Annotated in this window: 17 protein-coding genes; 2 read left to right on the forward strand and 15 right to left on the reverse strand. The window is 43.9% G+C overall.

Translation table 11 applies throughout. The features are described from left to right. Positions 1 to 2 precede the first annotated feature (2 nt). The 4 genes from D2V05_RS13565 to D2V05_RS13580 are packed head-to-tail and all read right to left on the reverse strand — an operon-like array spanning position 3 to position 3,514. Complete coding sequence (locus tag D2V05_RS13565) at positions 3 to 461, reverse strand: TRAP transporter small permease (RefSeq protein WP_119648211.1); 459 nt, start codon at positions 459 to 461, stop codon at positions 3 to 5. Continuing rightward, a complete protein-coding gene (locus D2V05_RS13570; RefSeq protein ID WP_119648169.1) occupies positions 461 to 1,426 on the reverse strand; it encodes a TRAP transporter substrate-binding protein in 966 nt (321 codons plus the stop codon). Before D2V05_RS13570 ends, D2V05_RS13565 begins: the two co-directional genes overlap by 1 nt. 50 nt (positions 1,427 to 1,476) lie before the next feature. Continuing rightward, complete coding sequence (gene uxuA, locus D2V05_RS13575) at positions 1,477 to 2,727, reverse strand: mannonate dehydratase (protein ID WP_119648170.1); 1,251 nt, start codon at positions 2,725 to 2,727, stop codon at positions 1,477 to 1,479. Continuing rightward, positions 2,696 to 3,514 carry an SDR family oxidoreductase gene (locus D2V05_RS13580; protein WP_119648171.1) on the reverse strand — a complete coding sequence of 273 codons (819 nt, stop codon included), beginning with the start codon at positions 3,512 to 3,514 and terminating at the stop codon, positions 2,696 to 2,698. The genes uxuA and D2V05_RS13580 overlap by 32 nt, the downstream gene beginning before the upstream one ends. A gap of 111 nt (positions 3,515 to 3,625) precedes the next feature. Here D2V05_RS13580 and D2V05_RS13585 point away from each other — a divergent pair, with 111 nt between their 5' ends. Together D2V05_RS13585 and D2V05_RS13590 are read left to right on the forward strand one after the other, a co-directional pair. Further along, positions 3,626 to 4,324, forward strand: coding sequence for an NUDIX hydrolase (locus D2V05_RS13585; protein WP_119648172.1), 699 nt, complete (start codon positions 3,626 to 3,628; stop codon positions 4,322 to 4,324). A gap of 85 nt (positions 4,325 to 4,409) precedes the next feature. Beyond that, positions 4,410 to 5,747 (forward strand): alpha-L-fucosidase, encoded by a 1,338-nt coding sequence (locus tag D2V05_RS13590; protein ID WP_119648173.1) that lies wholly within the window; start codon positions 4,410 to 4,412, stop codon positions 5,745 to 5,747. A 216-nt stretch (positions 5,748 to 5,963) separates the two neighbouring features. On the opposite strand, the gene D2V05_RS13595 is transcribed toward D2V05_RS13590, so the two are convergent. The 11 genes from D2V05_RS13595 to D2V05_RS13645 form a co-directional block, all read right to left on the reverse strand. Further along, positions 5,964 to 7,211, reverse strand: a complete 1,248-nt coding sequence (locus D2V05_RS13595; RefSeq protein ID WP_119648174.1) for a YdcF family protein — start codon at positions 7,209 to 7,211, stop codon at positions 5,964 to 5,966. A gap of 60 nt (positions 7,212 to 7,271) precedes the next feature. Next, on the reverse strand, positions 7,272 to 8,948 hold the full coding sequence (locus D2V05_RS13600) for a RagB/SusD family nutrient uptake outer membrane protein (protein WP_119648175.1): 1,677 nt from the start codon (positions 8,946 to 8,948) through the stop codon (positions 7,272 to 7,274). Positions 8,949 to 8,956: 8 nt separating this feature from the next. Then, positions 8,957 to 12,325, reverse strand: a complete 3,369-nt coding sequence (locus D2V05_RS13605; protein WP_119648176.1) for a SusC/RagA family TonB-linked outer membrane protein — start codon at positions 12,323 to 12,325, stop codon at positions 8,957 to 8,959. A 92-nt stretch (positions 12,326 to 12,417) separates the two neighbouring features. Beyond that, positions 12,418 to 13,011, reverse strand: a complete 594-nt coding sequence (locus tag D2V05_RS13610) for an RNA polymerase sigma factor (protein ID WP_119648177.1) — start codon at positions 13,009 to 13,011, stop codon at positions 12,418 to 12,420. Further along, positions 13,001 to 13,987: a FecR family protein gene (locus D2V05_RS13615; RefSeq protein ID WP_183114841.1), complete on the reverse strand. Its 987-nt coding sequence runs from the start codon at positions 13,985 to 13,987 to the stop codon at positions 13,001 to 13,003. Before D2V05_RS13615 ends, D2V05_RS13610 begins: the two co-directional genes overlap by 11 nt. Before the next feature lie 284 nt (positions 13,988 to 14,271). Next, positions 14,272 to 15,660, reverse strand: coding sequence for a hypothetical protein (locus tag D2V05_RS13620; RefSeq protein ID WP_119648179.1), 1,389 nt, complete (start codon positions 15,658 to 15,660; stop codon positions 14,272 to 14,274). A gap of 28 nt (positions 15,661 to 15,688) precedes the next feature. After that, entirely contained in the window at positions 15,689 to 17,455 is a 1,767-nt protein-coding gene (locus D2V05_RS13625) for an Ig-like domain-containing protein (RefSeq protein WP_119648180.1), read from the reverse strand. A gap of 20 nt (positions 17,456 to 17,475) precedes the next feature. Next, entirely contained in the window at positions 17,476 to 18,960 is a 1,485-nt protein-coding gene (locus tag D2V05_RS13630) for an SLC13 family permease (protein WP_119648181.1), read from the reverse strand. Next, the gene (locus D2V05_RS13635; protein ID WP_119648182.1) at positions 18,957 to 19,736 is read right to left on the reverse strand and encodes an SGNH/GDSL hydrolase family protein; all 780 of its coding nucleotides are present in this window, start codon (positions 19,734 to 19,736) and stop codon (positions 18,957 to 18,959) included. The genes D2V05_RS13630 and D2V05_RS13635 overlap by 4 nt, the downstream gene beginning before the upstream one ends. Positions 19,737 to 19,750: 14 nt before the next feature. Next, positions 19,751 to 21,169 (reverse strand): SusD/RagB family nutrient-binding outer membrane lipoprotein, encoded by a 1,419-nt coding sequence (locus D2V05_RS13640; RefSeq protein ID WP_119648183.1) that lies wholly within the window; start codon positions 21,167 to 21,169, stop codon positions 19,751 to 19,753. A gap of 19 nt (positions 21,170 to 21,188) precedes the next feature. After that, the gene (locus D2V05_RS13645; protein ID WP_119648184.1) at positions 21,189 to 24,440 is read right to left on the reverse strand and encodes a SusC/RagA family TonB-linked outer membrane protein; all 3,252 of its coding nucleotides are present in this window, start codon (positions 24,438 to 24,440) and stop codon (positions 21,189 to 21,191) included. Positions 24,441 to 24,513: the final 73 nt, after the last annotated feature.

Below are 24,513 nucleotides of genomic sequence, written 5' to 3' on the forward strand. Positions count from 1 at the left end.
GCTCAATCCGATAGTATGTCAAAAAATTTATAATAAACCACGATCAACCCGCTTAACGGGATTACGATATACACATATGCCAAAGGCATCCCCAATGCAGGGGAAAGTTGTTTCAGTTCATAAGTGGTAAAGACCAGCCATCCACCACCTGTCACCATTGCGGCCAAGCAAAAAAGTATAATAAAACTGGACACGCCTCTTTTTAACCTTTTTTGATTTTTTACACTGGCGCGTTTGGCCAAAACATCTATGGCCACATGCCCTTTTTTGCCCGACACATAGGCAGCTCCCAACAAACCCAACCAAATCATCAAGAAACGGGCAAGTTCATCTGTGAAAGCACTTGGTTTCCCCAAAACATATCTGCTGAACACCTGCCAAAGCACGTTCAGCACCATTAGGCCCATCAGCAACACCAGAAGATGCGCCAAAATACTGTCCAATGTTTTTTTAAAGCCCATCAATTTGCCATGGATTTGATCTGTTGTATCATGTTGTTCAATTCTTCATCCGATTCATATACTTTGTACATTTCTTTTGTCAGCTGGATGAAGGGCTCCTTATTTGGATGTGAAATCTTCACCCCAGCCTTTTGCACTTCTTCCAATGCCTCTGCTTCTGAATCCGCCCACAATTTTCGCTGATGCTCCAAGGACCTTTTTACCGCTTCATTTACCCAATCCTGTTCCTGTTTCGAAAGTTTGTTCCAAAATTGGGTTCCTACAATCAAGACATCTGGGGAAAAAGTGTGTTCATCCAATGCGTAGTAGGGACAAACTTCATAGTGTTTGGAAAGGTAAAAACTGGGCGGATTGTTCTCTGCCCCATCCACCACACCTTGTTGCAAAGACGTATACAGCTCTCCCCAAGAAATAGGCGTAGGCGAACCTCCAAGGCTTTTAACCATATCCATGGCCGTGACACTTTCCATGACCCTAATCTTGAGTCCCTTTAAGTCATCCGGGGAGTTTACAGGCTCGTGTTCGGTATAAAAACTTCGGAAACCGGCATCGTAATAGCCCAGTCCTTTCAATCGAAATTGTTGTGCGTTGTCCAGCAACGCTTGTCCAATGGGTCCATCCAAAACCTCAAAAGCATGCTTTCTAGTTTCAAAAAGATAGGGAAGTCCCAAAATTCGAGTCTTTGGGGCAAAATTTTCCAAAGTGGCGACCGATACTTTCGTCATATCGAGACTACCCAATTGAATCAATTCCAAAATCTCCCGTTCGGTTCCCAGTTGTTGGTTTGGATAAATTTCTATGCGAAGTTTTCCTCCTGAAATATTTTCCAGATCTTCCCCCATTTTCACCATGGCCCGATGCACTGAATGGTTTACATCCAATCCATGGGCCAACCGGATAGTCTTCACCCCATCATCTTGCATACAGCCCATGAACTGTGCAACCAAGACAAGTGTTAAGACCATCCTTATTGTTTTCACTCTACTATTTTTTGATAACTGTTTATTTCAATTTTTCATGACCACGACCTTTCAATCCCCAACATCAAACCCCTTAGTTCTGCCAATCCCCTGAGTCTACCGATGGCAGAATACCCAGGATTGGTATGCTTTCTCAAATCGTCCAGCATTTGATGGCCGTGATCAGGTCTCATCGGAATTTGCCAGTCCGTTCTTCCTTCCTGTTTACGACGCTGTTGTTCCTTAAGCGCTTTCTCCATAATATCGAACATATCCACATCCCCTTCCAGATGGTTGGCTTCATAAAAGTTTCCTTTATCGTCCCTTTTTGTACTTCGCAAATGCATAAAATGAACCCTATCGGCAAACCGTTGGAACATGGCTCCCAAATCGTTATCAGCCCTTACACCCAAAGATCCCGTACAAAACGTAATACCGTTATTGATGGATGGTACTTCCTTAAAAATATGGGCATAATCTGCTTCCGTACTCATGATTCGGGGCAAACCTAATATCGAAAAAGGTGGATCATCGGGATGGATGCACATCAGAATACCGTTTTCTTCTGCCACTGGAATAATTTCCTTGAGAAATTCAACCAAGTTGCTACGCATTTGTTCCGCATCAATACCCTTATAAGTATCCAAAATGGATTGAAACTTTTGCAGGTTGAACCCTTTTTCTGCATCCAAATACCCCTCAGAAGAACCAGGAAGTCCAGCAATGATGTTCTTGACCAACATCTGAATCTCATCCTTGGACATCCCATCAAAATAGGCCTTTGCACCAGCAAGCTGTTCCTTGGTATAATCCTCTTCTGCTCCAGGTCTCTTTAAAATATGCACATCAAAAGCAGCTAAAGCATTGTATTCAAAGAAGAGTGCTTTGGAACCATCTTCCACAGTATAAGCAAGATTGGTACGCGTCCAGTCCAAAACGGGCATAAAATTGTAACATACAACTTTGACACCGCATTTGGCCAAATAGATCAAGCTTTGCTTGTAGTTTGCAATATGTTCTTTATAATTTCCAGAACGGGTCTTGATGTTTTCATGGGTGGGGAGAGATTCCACCACAGACCATCTTAACCCAGCATTTTCAAGCATGGTTTTACGTTCCAAAATACTTTCCATGGGCCAAACTTCACCGTTGGGAATATGATGTAATGCCGTGACAATACCTATGGCTCCGGCCATTTTGATATCTTCCAACGAAACGGGGTCATCTGGTCCGTACCAGCGCCAAGTTTGTTCCAATCCTATTTGTAGTCCTTGTTTATACACCACTAAATGCACTAAATCCCCCATCGATGGGAATGATGGCACCGGTCACAAAACTGGCAGCATCGCTGATGAGCCAATGCACTGCACCATGCAATTCATCGGCATTCCCAAAACGCTTCATAGGGGTGTTATCGATTATTTTTTTACCACGGTCGGTATAGCTACCATCTTCATTTAAGAGGAGTTTTTGGTTTTGATTGCTGATGAAAAAACCAGGGGCAATGGCGTTTACCCGAAGGCCTTCCCCAAACTTCAGGGCCAGTTCTGTAGCCATCCATTTGGTGAAATTATCGATGGCCGCTTTGGATGCCGAGTAACCCACCACACGGGTAAGAGCCCTTGTAGCTGCCATGGAAGATATATTGAGAATACATCCATGGCCTTGGTCCGTCATCTGTTTCCCAAAAACCAAGGAAGGGATTACGGAGCCGTCCAGGTTCAATTCGGAAACCTTCCTAAAATCTTCCATTTGAAGGTCAAAAATGGTCTGTCCTTCCCCGATGACCGCACCTGGCATATTTCCTCCCGCAGCATTGATGAGTACATCTATTCTTCCCCATTCCTGCACCACTTTGCGTTTTACGTCTTCCAAAAAATGTTTATCCAATACACTTCCTGAAAATCCAAGCACATCCGAATAGGATTCTTTAAGCCCCATGACTTTATTTTTCACCTTGTTCTCGGTCTGTCCCAATAAAACAATCTTTGCACCTTCCGATAATAGATACTCCGCCATGCTCCCGCCGAGCACGCCTGTTCCTCCTGTAATCAGGATTACCTTATTGGAAATATCGAATAATGTATTGCTCATCCCAACCTTTAATATCCTATTATTTGATGGATTCCTTTTAAAAAATTGTTATTTCTGTGTACATTTGACACGGATGCTAATTTATAAGTTTTAAAGCAATAAAAAAATCAAATGAGCAATAAAAAGGTGTTCGAACAATCGAATCTTCAAAATTTAACAGTAAACACTGATTCTTTCGAGTGTTCCATCACTACGGATATTGCCGTTTTCGGATATGTGGACCATCGGTTAAAGATATTGCTCACTAAACGATCCGTTGGGGAGTTCACCGACCATTGGATGTTACCTGGCGGGGTTATGGAAGGCAATGAAACCCTAAAAGATTGTGCAAGCAAAGTATTGGTTGCTCTTACCGGGGTCGAGAACATCCATTTTGAACAGGTGAAAGTGTATTCCGCCATTGACAGACACCCCATCAAACGCGTCATCACCGTTTCCTTCTATGCCATGATAAGACCGGAAAACCATCCTCTTTTTCTTAAAGGAAATGTGGAACAGATTGCTTGGTTCGATATGGATGAGATTCCCAAAAACCTGGGGTTTGACCATTCCCAGATCATACACGATGCCTATATGTTCCTCAAAAACAACCTGAAAGACCGATTGGTCATGGGCGAATTGCTTCCCAAAAAATTCACGTTAACCGAACTGCAAGGTCTTTATGAAGACATTTTGGGACTTCAGTTGGATAAACGCAACTTCAGAAAACGAATTTTTCAAATGGATATTCTTAAAAATACAGGCGAAGTCAAAGCCGGTATCAAGGGAGGACCCATACTCTATGAGTATCGTGTGGACAAAAAAGCATGATTCCTCTTTTTCCAAAAACTGATCGAAAATATGATACACGTCGATGTAATACAAAAAGTCATATCTTAATACAAATAACCATGCCATGAAAACCAACCGAACACTTCTCCTTTGTCTACTCCTATTCACCTCGCTATCATTTGGTCAAGGTCAAAAAGATTATAAACCCACCGAAGAAAATCTTGATGCTCGAAAGTGGTTCCAAGAGGCCAAGTTCGGGATGTTCATCCACTGGGGTGTCTACAGTATTTTGGGAGATGGTGAGTGGGTAATGAACAACCAAAATATTCCGATACAGGCCTATGAAAAATTACCCACTTTTTTTAATCCGACCGGTTATGATGCCGAGGCATGGGTGAAAATGGCCAAGGATGCCGGCATGAAATATATCACCATCACCAGCAGGCACCATGATGGTTTTTCTATGTTCGACACGAAGGCCAATAATTATGATATTGTCGACAGTACTCCCTACGGAAAGGATGTCTTGAAACAATTGGCAGATGCCTGCCATAAAGAAGGTATCAAGCTCTTTTTTTATTATTCTTTGTTGGATTGGCACAATGATGATTACTATCCGCGTGGGAGAACCGGCAACGACATTGCAGGTCGTGGTGCCGGGGAATGGGACAAGTACATCGCCTTTATGAAGGCCCAGTTGACCGAACTCTTGACCAATTATGGTGAAATTGCAGGTATTTGGTTTGATGGCCATTGGGATCAAAAACTCTGGGATGGTAAACGGTTTGGGGCACTACAGGTAGACTGGCATTATGACGAGATCTATACCTTGATCCATGAGCTTCAACCCCAATGCCTGATCGGGAACAACCATCACTTGGCGCCCATTGAAGGCGAAGATTTCCAGATGTTCGAAAAAGATCTTCCCGGAAAGAATACCACGGGATTTGGTACCTCGGCATCGGATGTTGGCCAACTGCCCATGGAAGTGTGCGAGACCATCAATGGATCGTGGGGGTTCAACCTTCAGGACAGACAGCATAAATCCAAGGAAGAACTCATCCACTATATTGTAAAAGCTGCTGGTTATGGAAGTAACCTACTGCTCAACGTAGGGCCCATGCCCAACGGAAAAATCCAGGAAGAACACCAGCAATCCCTAAAAGAAATGGGGTTATGGATGCGAAAAAATGGTTCCACTATCTATGGCACCATGGCCGGGCCTTTCCTTCCCAACGACAAATTTGCCACGACCAGAAAAGGCAATACCATTTTTCTACATATTTTGGATGGAAGCCAGAAGGTTTTCTTAGAAGATTTTGGCAAAAAAATCAAAGATGTGAAACTGTTCCCCGACCAATCCAAGTTGACTTTTCAACAAAACAAGTTTGGCTTGTTCATAGAAGTACCTAAGGACAAAATCGATAGTGTGGATACCATTGTAGAAATTACCCTAAAGTAACTTTTACACTATTTGATTTCCGCTTCAATGTGATCCCATCAAAGAAATGAATAGCAATATTTGTAACTAGAATATAAAGATGGTATTACATGACTTTGGAAGCCCAAATAATTAAAAGGCGCAGTATCAAAAGATTACTGCGCCCTTCCCAATTAAACAAACAAACTCACTCAACTTTGATTCATTTCCACGAAAACGCTTTATTTCCTAATCCCATCAAGGGTCTAAAGGTTGATAGGGATTTTGATGTGTGGAAACTTTGTTTCCCGTGAACTCCAAAGTGGATGGGGACAATCTAGAGTGTAGCTCCACAGGTTGGTATCCCAGTTCTTTTTCGCATCGTTCCTTGAAATAATCTCCTTCAACATAGGCACTATGTGCGGGATTGGTCACTACCAGACTCTTTTTATCTAAGGGTATACTGTATTCGATCATCAACCGTGTGGCATTCCGCATATTGGTGGTGGTATGCCTGGCATAGGGTTCTATTATGATGTGCTCTTCCGGCACGCTATATTCTTCCATCAATTCCCTCTTCATTTCCACCGCTTCACAATAAGGGGTCATATAGGGATGTACGTGTCCACCAGATACCATAATGAGTGGGGCCTTGTTTTCTCTGTATTCCTTTATGGCCAATTGAAGGTTGATTTTCCCTGCAATGGAAAGTTTATCCCTGTAGTTTTCCGGACCACCGCCTAAAACAACAATGGAAGCATAGTCATAAGCTCCAAAGTCGATTGTTTTGATAGCTTGTATGGCCTTGGCATTTTCTTTTTTATCCAAGGGGTCATAGCGTACGGCTTCGTCCTTGTGGTTGGCATACAATAACGAGAGGGAAAGATTTAAGCTAGGTTGGAAAAACAAGTTTGTTTCTCTTGCATCTTGCTCTGCCTGTTGTCCCAAAATGGCAACTGCATATGCATATTGTTTGGAGTTTACATCAAAGGAAATGGAATCAATATTCTTGTAAAAAGGCTTTTTACCGGTTCCATAAACTTCTAGAACCGTATCCAGTCCTTTGGCGCACAACTCCCACGCTTTGTAAAGTAATTCATCATCGGGATAATCTTCAAAATGGGCATAGCTATGGGACTTTCTTAGCTTCTGAATCAAATTTGAAAATGTCCCATTGTCCTTGGACATTTCCACCAGTCGTTTCCCAACGGTTTGGATTTTTTGTTCGCTCCATAAAAAAGGTGCAACAACCTCGGCAACACTTTTTGGAGGTACATCCTGTACAGTGGTTTGTCTTCCAAGGGCAAAATCTTTTAAAATTTTATCTTCCCGTAAAAGCTGACTGACTTTTTGGTCATCCATGATAGCGGAAAACAAATAGAAGTTCTTATCCTGCAATCCTTTCAAGGTCTTGTTCGGATATTTTTGGTCTTGCTGCTTGGTCTGGGCCGTTGAAATTATGGAAAGGCCAAAAACCAATGAAAAGAGGAGAAGTTTTTTCATCATCTTGAATAAAAAAGGGCAACTCCGGTATGTGTTGGAGTTGCCCTGTATTTAATTTCCTGATCAATAACCGTTGTTCTGGGTCACCAAACCATCATCCACACTGTCAATATATTCCTGTGGAATGGGCCAGTACTCATTTTTGCCAGCGGTGAAAGCGGCATTGGTCAAATGACTCCTCCTTGTTTTTTCAACCGAGAGGTAATCATCAATCACATCCTTGGCAATCCCCCAACGCACCAAATTGAAGAAGCGGTGTCCTTCCATGGCCAGTTCCAGACGAGTTTCCATACGTACTTTGTTCCTGGCATCGGCAGGATCGGTCCAAGTAGTATCATAGGTGGCAATATTGTAATTGGCCGCATCTGTGGCACCATCCAAAGTTTGAACGTATTGGGAATTGGCGGCACGTTCACGAATTTGGTTCACCAAGCCGCGTGCTCCTTCTAGATTCCCTAATTCCACAGCTGCCTCGGCCCTCCATAACAACACTTCGGCATAGCGGATGATATAGTAGTTCAAAGCATCCACATAAGGCCAAACCATTACATGGTAAGGGGAATTTGCAGACAGAATCCGTTTTTTGGGACCAAATGGTCCGTAAGTGGCCAAATCACGGGCCCAGGTATCCTCGTAAAGAACATCCAAATCCTTATAGGGAATGCCTGGTCGGCCCACAGTGATATCCAATCTTGGATCTACAAAATCGGTGTCGGTAACGTCAACATTATCCTCTACTGGCAATCCACCGGCATCGGTCTTGAAGGCATTCACCAAATTCTGGGAGGGACGATGAAAACCATATTGGGAGTAATACGGTCCCCCGGGGGCCGTCAAACGGTCACCTATACTTCCATTGTAATTACTGGATTGTCCATCGTTTACCGAGTACTGTACCGCAAAGATCACTTCTTGTCCGTTATCATTTTCAGGCAAAAACACCGATTGGAAATCATCCATAAGTCCATAACTTCCTCCCATTACCAAGGTGGTGGCATCATAGGCCTGTTGCCATTTATCCTGGAACAAATACGTCTTTGCCAAATAGGCCATGGCAGCCAACTTGGTAGGCCTTCCCACTTCTTCTTGGGTGTCGGGCAACACGTCGTAGGCAGCTTGGAAATCATCCTCTATCTTGCCCCATAGTTGTTCCGAAGTGAACTCGGTGTTGGAACGGGCATAATCGGAAACCGTTTCAGCCGTCTCATCGATGTACGGAATCTGGTTGTAGATCTTCTTGAGTTCAAAGTAATAATGACCTCGTAAAAATCTAAGTTCCGCAGTTCTTTGGGTCTTTAGGGATGCATCAAAGTCCTCGGAGGCATTCAAAAGCTTCATGGCCTCATTGGTCCTTTTTACCCCTTCGTACAAGGCCATCCACTTTCGTTGCACATCATAGGTGGTAGGGGAAGTGTTGAAAAGTTCCATTTGATGGATCTGGTTTTGGTCCCCGGTTCCTCCACCGCCTTTGTAGCAATCATCCGAAACCACATCGCCGAAGCTCCAGTTGGAAGCTGGGGAATTGTAGGCATTGCTGGCCCCGTCAATTTGCCCATTAAGTACGCTGTAGGCCGAAATAATGGCTTTTTCAACGTTTTCGGCTTTGGTCATTTCAGAAGGGGAAACTTCACCAAAGGTGACTTCTTCCAAATAATCCTTGGAACAAGATCCCAAGAGCGTAAGTGCCACGGTAGCACCTACCATCATATATTTTGATTTTACTTTCAATATGTTTTTCATGGCTTTTTTTAGAGTTTAAGGTTACATCCGATCACAAAAGTTCTGCTCGGAGGATACAATCCACGATCGATTCCAATGTCGAGGTTCCTATTGCTACCCGAGTAGTTTTGAAGGCCCACTTGGGGGTTCATCCCACTATAATCGGTTATGGTAAACAAATTGCTTGCTTGGGCATATATTCTCAACTTGAGGCCTCCAAGCAATTCTGGGCTAACGTTGTATCCCACTTGCGCATTGGTCAACCGAACATATGATCCATTCTCCACATAATAACTAGAAGGTCGAATGTTGTTGTTGGGATCATCAAGGGATAAGCGTGGGATGCTGGAATCGGTGTTGTTTTCGGACCAAGCATCCAATAAAACATTCTCCTTGTTGTAAGCTGCTTGGTTGAAGAAATGGTTCTTGTACTTGGTAAAATTATAGGTGTCATTGCCAAAGCTTCCATTAAAGAAAAGGCCTAAATCAAAATTCTTATAGTTGAACTGTAGGTTAAGGCCCAACATGACATCGGGGTGCGGGGAACCAATAAACGTCCTGTCGTCGGCATCCACATCACCATCGCCATCCACATCCTTGAACTTGATATCACCGGGTTGGGCATTGGGCTGCAGTCCATAACTATCCACCTCAGCCTGACTTTGGAACAATCCTTCGGCCACATAGCCATAGAACGAGGCAATAGGCTGGCCTACCGCACTCCTTGATATTTCCTGGTCAAAGTTTACACTGTGTAAGGATGAACTTGGAATGCCCAAATAATCGGACGTATTCAACTCTGTCAACTCGTTTTTAGATCCAGTAAGGTTAAGACCGATCTGATAGCCCAAATCACCCACTTTGTCATTATAGTTGACGTTCAATTCAAATCCGTTGTTCTTCATTTTTCCATCGTTCACCCACTGCCCATCATTAGTACCCCCATAGGTCAATGGAACAGTGTTGTACACCAAGATGTCATCAGTTTTCTTGATATAGTAGTCAGCAGTAATGTTCAGATGGTCTTTTAAAAGTCCCATATCCACACCAATGGAGGTCTGGGTCGTGGTCTCCCATTTCAAATCGGGATTCGGAATCCTAGATTGGGTAAGTCCAATATACACCGACTCTTGGGCACCATCAATGGCATAGTTGGAGTTCGCATTATTGTTACGATAGCTATCCACAGTAGCATAATTGGAAATATCCTGGTTACCCGTTTGCCCCCAGCTTCCTCTCAAAAGCAGGGAAGAGACAATTCCATCTGGATTAAAAAAGTCCTCGCGGTCCAACCTCCATCCCAAAGAGAATGCAGGGAATGTTCCCCAACGGTTGTCCTCATTGAACCTGGAGCTACCATCACGTCTAACGGTTGCCGTAAAAAGATACTTTTCATCATAGTTGTAGTTCAACCTTCCGAAGTAAGAGTTGAGCGACCATCCGGATGCGTTACCGGAATTGAGCATGTTCTCGGTTCCAAAGCTCAAATACCTAAAGTTTTCATCCTCGTACAGGAATTCACTTACCGAAGCACCAAAACCTTCATAATTGTATTCGATGGCCTCTTGCCCAACCAATACATCCACATTGTGGGCTCCAAACTGTTTTTTATAGTTTAGTGTATTGGTAAAGGAGAATTGGTAATTGAAGCTATTGGAAGTGGATAACGAGTTGGTATTGTTGGTGGAAAGAATTTCATTAAACGTAGGTGAAAAACTCCTGATGTTATAATTCTGGTAATCCAATCCAAAAGAGGTCTTAAACGTAAAATCCTTGATGTATAGATTGGCATACACATTTCCCAAGGCCTGAACCCGTTTCTGCTTGTTGTCCTTATTTCGATACAACTGGCCCATGGGGTTTTGGGTATCGTTGAGCGGGTTACCTGCATATTCCCCATTGATGTCCTTCACTGGGACAATGGATGGAAACTGCATGGCACTCAAGACAATACTCCCCAAAGCACTATTGGTACCTATGGAAACCTGCTCCTTGTAATTGGCCGTAAAGTTTTCACCAATGGTCAAGAAGTCACCAATGTTATAGGATGAATTGAACCTAGCCGAATACCTTTCAAAGCCTGTGTATTTTATCAAACCTTCCTGGTTGTAATATCCCAGAGAAAACATGTGCTGACCTTTGGAGTCTCCTTTGGCCAATGATACGTTATAAGATTGAACGGTGGCGGTTTGCAAAATCTGTTTTACCCAATCTACATCAGCGCTAGGGATGGTCTGTTCGTCATTGAGCCATTGTGGAATTACGGCCTGCGCGGGATTGTCTCCATAAATATCGTGGGAAGGAGTTCCCCCATCATTGATGGTAGCTTGCCATAAAAGATCCCCATATTGCTGGGCATTGAGCATTCTTGGAAGGTTGTAGGAGGATTGAAGACCTGCATAACTGTCAAAGGATACCACATATTCCCCGCCAGTGTCCGATCCCTTTTTGGTGGTAATGATCACAACACCATTGGCAGCACGGGATCCATAGATAGAAGCTGATGCAGCATCCTTCAAGACCTGTATGGTTTCAATATCCGAAGGATTGATTCCATTAAGGCCATTGGAAGCAGGGATCCCATCCACAATTACCAACGGATCATTACTGTTAATGGTACTAAAGCCCCTAACGCGAATGGAGGTCCCACCACCAGGAGAATTGTCGCTCATGATCTGGACACCGGGCAAACGGCCATCCAACATTTCCACCACATTGGCCTTGGGCTGGGTATTGATTTCCTCAGGGGAAACCGAAGCAATGGCACCTGTAATGTTCCTTCTGGCTTCTGTGCCATATCCTACCACCACAATTTCATCCAGTTGGGACGCACTTTCAATGAGGGTGACCGTTACATTGTCCATATTTTCAATGTTCACGTCCTGTCTTCTGTATCCGATATAGGTTATGGAAAGTACCTTGAAATTGGAAGGGATTTCCATCGTGAACTTTCCATCAAAATCGGACACTGTACCGTAATCGGTTCCTTCAACAAATACGTTGGCCCCTGGAATGGGACTGCCCGCTTCATCGATTACAGATCCTGAAATTTTTCGCTTTTCTTGGATGAATTTCACCAAAACACCTTGTTCCGTAACCCGGAAATCTACATTGGCCTTGTTCTTAAGAACTTCAAGGACAGTTTCCAGGTTCCCTTTGTTCACGTCTATACTGATGCGTTGATCCAAGGATTGGGCATCCGCAGCGTAGATGAATCTTTGGCCGGTTTGCTTCTCTATAAGGTCGAACACCTTTTCCAGAGCAACACTTTTAAGGTTAAGATTGATCATGTCAAAGTTTTGTGTATTCACCACATTGGATACGGATATGGGGACATTACTTCCCCTACCCAACAATGGAAGACACAGTAGCAATGCTAACAAGTTTAATTTTTTCATTTCTTAAAGAGTAGTTTAATTATTGGTTCTCGATATTTTTTAAGGTTCTACTAAGTTTAGGTGTTCAGTTTTTCATAGATTTTGTTGTGAGGTTAATATTGTTTGTTCTTGATTACCATCTTTCTAATGGTCTTGAGGGCTATGGCCATGTGGTTTTCCACTGTCTTGATGGAAACTCCCAAGATCTCTGAGATTTCCTTGTACTTGAGCTCGTCCAATCGACTCATTTCAAAGATTTGCCGGGATTTTTTGGGTATTTGGTCCAGCACATCCTTGATTCGTTTTATATAGAATTCCCTTTGCTCCTGATCGATGATTTCTTGTTCTATACTCGGACTTGAAGCTTGTTGGTTTTCCTGGCCGAACTCCAAGGGTTGTTTTAGATGGGAGTATGCCACGGGCTCCAACAACTTGTTCTTTACCACCACATAGAGATATGGCTTGGGGTTTCTGATTTCATGGATGCGCTCATAACCATTCCACAATTGAATGAAAACATCGGCCACCTTTTCCTCAACAATGTCCAGTTTTGGCTCGTAGGTAAGCCCGAACCGACAAAGGCTCTCATAGTATCTGTTGAAAACTGTCTCCAAAGCCTCCTTGTTCCTTTGGTGTATCAAACGGAATAGCTCTACATCTGTCATGCTGTTAAAATCCATCAACTCTAGGGAATGTTTAGTTCTCATCGCGGGGGGCTATTGAAAATTTTTTTGGGGATACCGGGGTAATCTTCACATCGGCAATGAATTCCAATGTTTGTATAAATTGGTCAAGGTCTTGGTCTTCGAACGCGGCACTGATTTTTTTGCTGGCGACCAAATCATCCGAGATGGTAAACTCTACTCCATAAAATTGATTGATGGGAATCAAAGCATCGCCCAAAGGCATATCATCCAATAGAAGGATATTGTCTTTCCAGGCCGTGATCTTGGATACATCAAAATTGCGTTTTACCACTTCACCTGTTTCCGTATTCAGCTGCAGTTCCTCATTGGGGCTCAACCGTATTTCATCGCCGGAATCCTTCAAAGTGACCTGTACCTTGCCGCTTTCCAAGGACACGGTCTTTGTCTTCCCTTTGGTATTGACATTGAACTTTGTTCCCAAAACTTGGACCGTCAATCCATCGGTGTTTACATGAAAGGGCCTCTCAACATCCTTGGAGATGTCAAAATACGCTTCCCCTTCTAACCAAACTTCCCTGCTGTTCTTGGAAAAGACTTCAGGAAATTTTAATTCAGACCCGGAATTGATCGTTATCGATGATCCATCAGGCAGGGTAATTTGTTTCCGTTCCCCTTGTTGGGCTATGATATGATTGGTGTACCGGGAAGCATCACCCATTGAGAACAGGTACAAGGAAAAACCAATCAGAACTACCGCTGCAGCTGCCAAGATTACCTTCATCTTGGTTTGGAGAAAAATTCTTTTTCCCGATGCTTTTGGGGAAATAGCCTCTCTTATCCGATTTCCGGATTGTTTTTTTTTCAGTGGTAGATCCGGTTTGGGATAGCACTCCCACAACAGTTTATAATCTTGAAAACGGTCCCGTAAACCATCATCCAACAGTAGGTTTACCTCGAACATTGACCTCTCCTGGTCCGTGTTCATCTCTCCGGAAAGCTTTCGAGCACATTTGATATCCTCCTTGGATACATCCATAGTATGTCTTTTATACATAGGAGGGTGAAAAGGTAGAATTACCCCTAGATCACAATGTCATCAAAATGCAAAAAGAGAATTAACTTAAGGTTAACCGTTACGTTTTGCCGCGGTTGTTGACCTCTGGTGGCAAAATAATCTTTGGTTTGTCTTAATGTACATATGGAAGCCTTATCCGAAACCCATTATGGTGAAATGTAAAAAGGCGCAACTGGGTAATGTTGCGCCTTTTTTGAATTAAACTAACTCAAACCAATGAATTGCTTTATGAAAGCTTGTTATGCCTAATCAAATTCCAAGATGAATTGTTTAAACTCTTGTGAATTGAAAATGCCATTGGCATCATGTGCCACATTAGGTACGATAATTTTCCTATGGTTATGGCTTCCGGAATAAAAGGTTTCCATATAATGGAACATGTTCTCTCCCCTATTGAATCGATTGGACCCCAACAAGGTTGCCTGACAATCCGTGGTGTTCAATGTTCCTGTGGTGGAGGTATCATCACTCCCCAAAAAATAAATAGTATTTCTGGAAACCTGTTGCTCTGTCAAAGTAGTTGCACTCACCCCATCGAGATAGGAAACCGCAAATTCACTCCCGTAGGGCCAATAGGTATATCCTACACAATCCGTTGGTTCGTAAAAAGTTCCCGTACCCTCATCATACCGTTGGCCATCCGGATAGTAGAAATATTGGTTATTGGCCACTACATATTGAAAATCAATGGTTGGATGCGAACCTTCAACTTTGTTCGCCACGGCATAATGTTGAGACAAGGCTGCCCCAGAGGAATGACCCGCGATAAGAACGGTCTTAAGGTTTGGAAACTTGTCCAGATTGGAAAAACGGTTCACCAAGGTATCCAAAACAGTAAACGAACTGATGGATGAATTGGTGTTGCTAGCATCCGCTCCTTCTCTCCATCCAGAGTCGTTCCAGACCAAACCATCGGCAGGAGCGGTCAGATCATCCTGAAAATGGGGTGCGATGACCAATGTGGTCTTTTCCTTGTCCATACTTTTCAAGGAATTGAGCATATAACCATAGTACTCATCGGCATTGCGCTCTGCACCATGGACCACTACCACCACTTTATCAATGAAGTCATACACAAATTCAGGGTCGTCCACAAAATCATAATTGGCATATACTTCAAAGGATAATGGTTCGCTGGCGTTGTCCAAAAAGCTTAGCTGCTGAATGCAATCTTCGGATGCACTCAAACACGGGGTTTTGGAACTGGCATTCCCATCCTCAGTAGTAAAAGAATAGGTGACACTGTTTACCAATGCCTTCCCATCCATGCCAATGCTTCCAGAGTCCACACCGATCATATGTTCTGTAGCGGAAGCCATATCATTAAGATGAATCAAAACCTTGGTGGATTGATTCAGATACTCCAATGTATAGGGTACATTCTCCAAGCCTTCTGTTATGAAAAATGCATTTTCAAATTTGTCCGGGTCCAAAATAGCGGAAAAAACCATCTCAAAAGTGCTGTTCACGGGAACATCCTGCATACCATCCACAAAAGGGGCATCGTTCAGTTTTACGGAAATCACACTTAAGTTCCCAGAGGCATCATCATCATTGGTGCATGCGGTAAACCATAGGACGATACTGCTTAAAAGCAACAGTTGAATGCTTTTTATAAAATTCTTTTTGTTCATCTTTTAGAGAATAATCTATTAAACATCATTAATTACAGGCCGGATACACGCAGGCTGATCCTTGTGTGGTGGTTGAGCCGGCAGCGCAATCCAATCCACCCACGACCCAAGTTCCACCTAGTTTATAGGCCCAACTGCCCGTGTATTCCCAGCTTACTCCTGTTCCATCCACATTGGCATCTCCATAGGTCTCCACCACGGTATCGCCATTGAACAGTTCAATGGCATCATCCCCATTTTGGTTCATGGATTCGGTTTCTATGATGTGTTCGAAAGAATCCATACAGCCTCCAAAATAAGCCGCAATGGTAGCTTGTTCCCTGGCAAGTAGGATATCGTCCCCTTCCTCAACAGCAACGGCCGGAAAAGTAAACTCAATGCCATCGGTACCTCCGCCATTATTGGCCACCCCAATACCATAAATGCTCAAATCGGGGATATTCTTGTTCGCTTTCAAGTGAAGGGCCTTTCCCCCGTTGGTTCCACTGCCGTCCCAAGACAATGCCAACACCCCTTGCAAGGTGAGTGCCTCGGAACAAATGGGGTATGGACAACCAGAAGTGTCCAATGTGCTAGAGCCTATGGAACAATCAAGTCCTCCCGTGGTCCAGACCCCATCTATCTTATAGGCCCATGAACCTGTATATTCCCAGGACTGTCCGGTGCCATCCACATCAATATCCCCATAGGTTTCTATCACAACATCTCCTTGGAAAAGCTCAATGGCATCGTCCCCGTTCTGGTTGATGGCCGATTCGGCCTGAAGTATGTGTTCGAACTCACCGATGCATCCACCAAAATATGTGGAAATCAATTCTATTTCCCTAGCTACAAGGATGTCGTCCCCGGCAGAGACGGAAATGGCGGGCAATACAAACTCGTTACCATCGGTTCCTCCACCATTATTGGCAGTTCCCAGACCATACAAGCTCAAATCCGCAATATCTTGATTGGCCACTAGGTGGATGGCCTTACCATCATTGGTTCCGGAACCATCCCAGGTAAGGGCGAGAATCCCTTTTAAGGAAAGGGCAGGTAATTGTTCTATGATGGCTATGGATATGCCTTCGGAATCGGCATCAGCATTGGTTACATTATCCAAGGAAACATCTATGGATTCATTGCCCTCATTTTCCCCATCCAAAATGGTGGTGACGGAAATGGAAGCCGATAGACTACCTTGAGGGATGGTGATGCTTTCTTCGCCCGAAACAGTATAGTCATCATCTTTGGTGGCTGTTCCATCAAAAACAAAGGTGGCGGTCACATCGCTATTGGCCACTTTGTTCAAGGTTGCCGTTATGGTCGCTGTTTGGCCATCTTCTTCCAATTCAGAAACGTCACTGGACAATGTCAAAGTAGGTGGTACAAATGCTGCCGTGGCAAAACTTATGGAAAAAGGACTTTCCAATGTCTCTCCATTGGCCCCATATGTGCCTTCGGGCAATGACAAGGTGTAGCTGGTTTCATAATCCAACGTGCTTGGCACCAAGGTAACGGTTGAATTGGTATTGGAAAACCCTATCTCATAATCAACAGTTGTGGAACCCGATGCAAAATCCAAAGCTGAAGTGATGGCATCCGTATCCAGACTGTGTGAAAAGATAATCTCAATGGAGGTGTCCACTGGAACATCTTCCACAATTGTTTCAAAATTTGTTTCGGTGATATTGGTCGTAAGGATTACCAAGGTACCATCATCCAGTACGTTACCTTCGTCATCGTCATTACATCCAATAAATAGGACCAACAGTAAAACGGCTATGTTCCATATTGGGTTCTTACGATTTTTCATGTTCGTTAATTTTTAGTTTGTCATTTGGTAATTTTATTCACGATAAAAGCGCTGAACTCCCTTGGGTGAAAATCCCAGATAAGGGGCAGCATATAGTACACCATGAGGGTGAGGAACACTATGGAAAAAATGTTCATCCAAATACCGCTCTTGGCCATATCAGATATTTTTAGGTACCCCGACCCGAATACCACTGCATTGGGCGGAGTTGCCACTGGTAGCATAAAGGCACAGGATGCCGCAACCGTAGTGGCTACCATAAGTATATAAGGGTTGATGTTCAAACCTACTGCAATAGGTGCCAAAATGGGGAGCAACATTGCTGTGGTTGCTAAATTCGAAGTCACTTCGGTTATAAAATTTACCGAGGTAATGATGACCACAACCAGCACAATAAGTGCCAGTCCCTGTAGAAGATTCATTTGACTTCCCAGCCAAGCTGCCAAGCCCGTGGTTTCAAAACCTGAGGCCAGGGCCATACCACCACCAAACAACAGGATGATACCCCATGGTAATTTCACTGCATCATCCCATGTAATCAAGGGTTCTTCTTTATCACTTCCCTGAATGGTGAACAGCAAAATACCCGCACACATGGCTATTATGGTATCATCTATGGCAGGCAACAATGGTTGTAGGATGAACGAGCGGCCGATCCATGCAAAAGCAGTAAGGATGAAGATGCCCAAAACTATTTTTTCCTCTTTCTTCATAGGTCCCAATTGTCTCACCAATTGATTGATTTCCTCCCTTCCCCCAGGAAATTCTTTCTGCTTGAATTTAAAAGCGAAGCGGGTAAGGTAGATCCAAGCCATCAACAAAAGTGGAATGGCGATGGGAAGCCCCCATTTGGCCCATTGCCAAAACGTGATCTCTATACCATAAACCTCTTCCACATAACCTGCAAAAACCAGATTTGGTGGGGTTCCTATCAAGGTGGCAATCCCTCCGATGGAGGCGCTATAGGCGATACCGAGCATCAATGCCTTTCCAAAAATGAGGTTCTCGTCCTCTATGGTAGCAGGGTTATCCTTTAACTGTGCCACAATGGACATTCCTATGGGTAGCATCATTACCGAGGTAGCCGTATTGGATATCCACATAGACAGAAAAGCAGTGGCCACCATAAAGCCCAAAATGATCTTTGATACGTTGGTTCCTATAAGCCGGATCACATGTAGGGCAATCCGCTTGTGTAGGTTCCATTTCTCGATGGCAATAGCCAATAGAAATCCTCCCATGTATAGAAAAATATACTTATGCCCGTAGGAGGCAGTGGTTTCCGAAAGTTCGACGGCCCCGGTCAGCGGAAACAATATAATCGGCAACAGGGCCGTAACCCCAATTGGAATGGCCTCGGTAACCCACCAAATGGCCATCCATAGGGTAATGCCCAACATACTGAAAGCACTGTCGGACATCCCGGTCGGGGGATTAAAGCCTTGCAGGACCAGAAAAGCCAAGGGTCCTGCCACTAAAAAGATATGCTTTTTCAAAAAGTTCATTTTTGGGTTTTAAAGGATTCAAAATTCATTTCCTCTACCAACTGTCTCAAAAAATCCCCCGTGGGTGGCAATACAAAGCACAGGTACAGATTTTCACCGTTCCCGTCCACTGTGGTCAATCGATCTGGGATAGCACTTACAGATTTGCCGGTAAGCAATTTTGTTATGGTAAGGGCGATTAAATAGGAACCGTCCGGCGATGGGTGTTTGTCATCAAAATAGAACTCTAAATCGGGCCTTAAAGTTCTTGCTTTCATGTATACAGGGCCGACCGGAAGTACTTTGGCATTAAGCTCTGTGGCAAGTTCCATATAGCCTTTGGTTATGGTTTCCTGCATCAAAGGATTGGATTTATAGGCCCATGTCATATAAAAGATGGGCTCTGCTCCTTGGGAACGGACCAATTCCGCAAACTTGGTCCCATACTCCTTAAAACGTTCCGGGGCTTCAATGGTACTCAAACTATGGTCTCCAAACACTACATAGTCCCACTTTTTATCCTCAAGCAATTCACGGGTCTTTGTTCCCTTCTCCCCTTTCCAATGTTGTTCCAGATTGCTCCCCCCAACAGTTGATTGGTATGTTTGGATAGAAACTCCTTGCGTTTCCGCCATGGCACTTACCAACTGGGGCATGTTCCAAAAATAGGTGAAGCTGTTCCCCACAAACAATATTTTAACGGGGGCTTTTTCTTCTTGCGCATTGAGGTTGGTCGGCACCAATACAGTCAATGCCAGTAACCAAAAACAGATGCTTTTAATGTGTTTTATTTTCATGTTCTAAGTAGTAACTATTGGTTAACAGGGGTTTTATCAAAAAAGTTGGGAATGGGATCGGGAACATTGGTGTTCCTATCTATTTCGGACTGGGGATACAGAAATCGCTGTGGCAACTGGCTACCCGTATTTGGGGTTATCGGAACCCTTACCACTGTTTCCCCCAATGTTCTACGTGTGTCGTTGAAAGGTTCAATCAGTCCAAAAAGGGTCACATAGCGCTCTTCCAAAATTTCGCGTAATAAGGCATTGTTCTGACTGATATTATCCGGATTTTCCATTCCACCGGTTTCAAAATCCGCGGAAACATAAGACTCATATAGCACTTGTGCCGGATCAACATTTCTAAGATATCCGCCCGTGTTCATGAATGCCCTAAAATCATTTAGGGAGGAAAGACCAGCATCAAACCCATTGACCCTGAATCCTGCCTCGGCCAATATGAGCAGGTTCTCTTCATAGGTCACCAGAGGTGCAGGCGCGTCCTGTGCCGCAAAGCCATTGGAGATATTAGGCTGAATGCCCGTATTGTTCGTAGTGAACAAAAAGTTATATCGGCCAGTTTCATCCGTTTTTGCATTTCCCCTGTAATTGGATGGAATCGGATTCCCCACATTCGGGTCTACCAGACTGGCCATGAAATCTGAAACCACAACATCTGCCTGACGTACTTCGATAGCAAAAAACTGATAGTTTAAATTGGAGTTTTCAGCAGCAGTCCCATGAGGACCATACAAACTGTTGTCCATAGAACTGATGCCATTGGAGGCCGCGGCAAGTGCACCTTGATAGTTTTTGGTGTGCAGATAAAAACGTGCCTTCAAGGTATAGGCCACCTCGATCCACGCATTGGCATCGCCATCCAAATAAATATCTGAACCAGCACTTGGTTTTCCGGTACCCTCCGCCAATAATGTTATAGCAGTATCCAACGTGTTTTGGATTTTTCCGTAGACTGTTTTCTGTCCTTCAAAAATAGGATCGGTTATGGCCACATTCCCTGCTTCGTCAAAGGGCATATCCCCATAAAGCGAAGCAATCGTCCCAGCTATCTGTGCCTGGAGCACTAAGGATATCCCCTGTGCTACAGGGCCAATGTCATCGTTCAATGCCGTTTCTTCGGCGATTAGTGCATTTCTAAAGGCATTTACGTAGGCATCGTTCCAAAGGGCATCAAAATCACTGGTGGTCACTGAGTATTGGGAGAACCCGAGGTGTTGTCTATCGATTCCGGTATACTGACCAGCAAAAATGGACGCCCTTCGGGCCGTTTCGCCGGTTTGCAATAGGATGTTGCCCACTTCCGTTCCCGTTAAAACCGTTCCATAGGAACTTTCTGTGAGATTGTTCGGATCATTATTAAGGTCATCGACCAATTTGCTACAAGACGCCAATAAGGCAACAAGTATAAAAATGGAGATATAGCTTTTCATTGTCATGATTTTTTTTTGATTAGAAGTTTAGGGTTAGACTAAACAAATAGGATTTGGTACTGGGGTTGTTGAAATAATCAATCCCCCTGGCAGCACTGATCCCCGAAAGATTGGTATCGGGATCATTGCCCTCAAACTTTGTCCAAAGAAAAAGGTTACGCCCTGTAAGCGTGAACTCTGCCGATTGAAGCCCAATGGAATTCTTCAACCAGGGATTGTCCAAAAGATACGAGAGGCTAAGCTCCCTCAAACGGGTCCAAGAACCATCCTCGATGTACAATTCGTCATTTCCATTACTGAAAAATCCTCCATCCCCATTATACCAAGCTTCCGTAAGGGCCACGGGACCAGCCCCAAAATCGGCCACATTTCCACGGAACGTATCGCCAATGTTGATGATGTTCCCATCCCAAGTAAAATAATTTCGGGTCGCCGTTATCTCGTTCGCCGTGTCTGACCATGTCCCCAAATCACGCATTACCGATTTTGTTCCAGCGTAGATATCGGCCCCTTGATAGGTTTCGAACAATACGGACAAGCGTAGTTTTTTATATGAAAAAGTGGATGAAATGGAACCCTGCCAATCTGGGTTGGGATCGCCGATCACACCTTCTAGCTGGTCCTGCTCCGGAAAGCCATATTCATCATACACAATGGACCCGTCTTCGTTTCGGAGTGTTCTCGATCCCCAAAGAACACCCAAAGGTTGCCCTTCCACCGCTCTTGAACTTACAGCCGATAATCCTCCCAGATTCAAGGATTCTATCCCTGCCAAATCGGTTACCTTATTCCTGACCTGGGTAAAGTTGGCATCCAAAGACCATGTAAAATCCTTGGTTTGGATGATGCGGTATCCCAAATCCAATTCATACCCCTTATTCTCAATTTCGGCCCCATTGGTATACACGGAAGTATATCCAGTGGAATTGGCTTGTGGAAATTCCAACAACACATCTTCTGTAACATTGGAAAAGTAGGTACCGCTCAAGGACAATCTATCCCTGAAAAAACGGAGGTCCGCACCCAACTCGATTTCCTTTTTTCGTTCTGGTTTTAAATTGGTATTCCCTCGACTGGAACTTGGCACAAAGGCCCCATTTCCAAACAATCCAAGATTGAGTCCACCTCCGTAGGCATCCCCAAAGGTGGGGGAAACATATACATTGGACGTGTTATATCTCGCGGGCTGTACTCCTACTTCTCCATAGGAAACCCTTAGTTTTCCAAAGGAAAAGGTATTATTGTCCTTAAACGGTTCCAATTGGGAGAACTGCCAAGCTATGGAGGTTGATGGAAAAATAAAGGCTTTATTGTTCTCATCCCCAAAAGTGGAGGCTGTTTCCGCCCTAACCGTAGCGTTCAAGAAGAGCATATCGTACAGAGAAAGGGATGCGGAGGAATAAACCCCTACTGTCCTCTCATGCCCTTGGGTACTGGTGGTCACGATATTTTCGGGCAAAATGTTGTCCACATCACGAATACCACTGTCCACATCCAAAAACTGGATAAAGTTAGTTCCTGTGTAACCGTTTACGGCCCTAGACTTATCATTAAAATTGAAACCTAGCAAAAAGTCCGCCCCTATATCATCGGAAAAGTTGAAAGCTGTCTTGGCAATATAATCCATATTGAAGATGGAATTGGTGGCCAATTCTTGACTGATGTATCCGGTACTGAACGTTCCCGAAGCAGAACCAGGGGTAAAAAATTCATTTCTCTTCTCGCTATAGTGATCCAATCCCACCCTGGCAATCAAGGTCAGCCAAGAGCTAGGGGTCGCCGTCAATTCCACATTGGTGATAAAACGATCCACTTTGGCCAAGTTCTCCTGCTCATTGATGGTCCAAAGTGGATTGTTATAGGTAGGGGTACCATCAGCACCCAAAGGTTCTCGATATGATCGATGCCTATTGGAAACGGGAGTGGCATCATTGTTGGCAAAATAATCCCCTCGGTATCCTGTGATATCAAAATCGACTGGGTTCCTCAACAAGCCTAAGTAAAGTCCCGAACTATTGGCCCCTTTTTCAATTCTATTGGATTTGGTCCGGGAGTAGGAAGAGCTGATCTTCAAACTTATGGCATCGGTAAAATTTTGTCTTGCATTGAACCGTACCGTGGTCCTTCTGTAATCGGAATTGTTTCTAATGATCCCCTGTTGGTTCAAATCCCCCAAACTAAAGAACATGGAACTTTTTTGGTTCCCTCCACTCAAACTAAGGTTGTTTTCAAAAAAGTGTCCGTTGCTGAATATTTTATCAAAATTGGAATCATGGAATGTCTCCCTGGAATTTTTGGTCAGAATCGGATAGTACACATTGCCGGCCTGATCGATATAAAACTCTCCGGAAGTATCCAATTCATCCAATCCTCCTGATCTGTCAGCTAGTTTATCGCCCCAGGAATCCCGGGCCCTTTGGTTGTATACCCCGTTGTCTCCTTGCCCAAATTCATCTTGCAACGGGTATTTTCTATTTATTTCATCATAGGAATATGTACTTTTTAAACTTACGGAGAGTTTACTGTTGAACTTGCCGCTTTTGGTGGTAATGTTGATTACCCCTCCCAAGGCCTGTGTACCCCACAAAGCTGCGGCCGAAGCACCTTTAAGAATGGTGATCGATTCAATGTCATTGGGGTTGATGTCGTTAAGCCTTGATTCTTGGTTCACACCGCCACTATCGCTGTTTCCTCGTACATCATTACTAATGGGAACACCGTCCACAATGATAAGGGGCTGGCTGTTCCTTGTTATGGAAGACAATCCCCTAATTTGAATATAGGAACCCGCACCAGGATCACTTGAATTTCTGCTGATGCGTACTCCTGAGGATTTTCCAGAAAGACTGTTCAGGACATTGGTCTCCCCGGCCTCACTAATCTTGTTTCCCCCAACGGTGGAACTGGCATACCCAAGGTCATCCTTACGCTCCTTAAAGCCCAGGGAAGTAATGATCACCTCATCCAACGCCTCTGCGCTCTCTACCATCGTAATGTCCAACGTACTTGCCATCCCCACCAGCTTGGTCACTGGAGTAAAACCAATATAACTGAACATAAGTTCAGAAGACCCATCTTTAACGGTAATGGAATACTTGCCATCAAAATCCGTAGAAACTCCATTGGTCGTTTCTTTCTCAATAATGGAAACCCCCACCAATGGCATACCATTTTCGTCGGTCACGGTTCCTGATACTGTTTTCTGAGAAATTGCAAACTGAATGGAAAGGACTGCAAGTAGCAAAAATGCATGCTTAAGTCTAATTTTCATTTTAAATGTTTTAAGTTTGATTAGTTAGAGTAAAAACTACCAAAAAAACAAGGATTGTTGTTTTGATATTATT

Origin of the sequence: Flagellimonas pelagia (assembly GCF_003584135.1) — a bacterium.
Classification (GTDB): domain Bacteria; phylum Bacteroidota; class Bacteroidia; order Flavobacteriales; family Flavobacteriaceae; genus Flagellimonas; species Flagellimonas pelagia.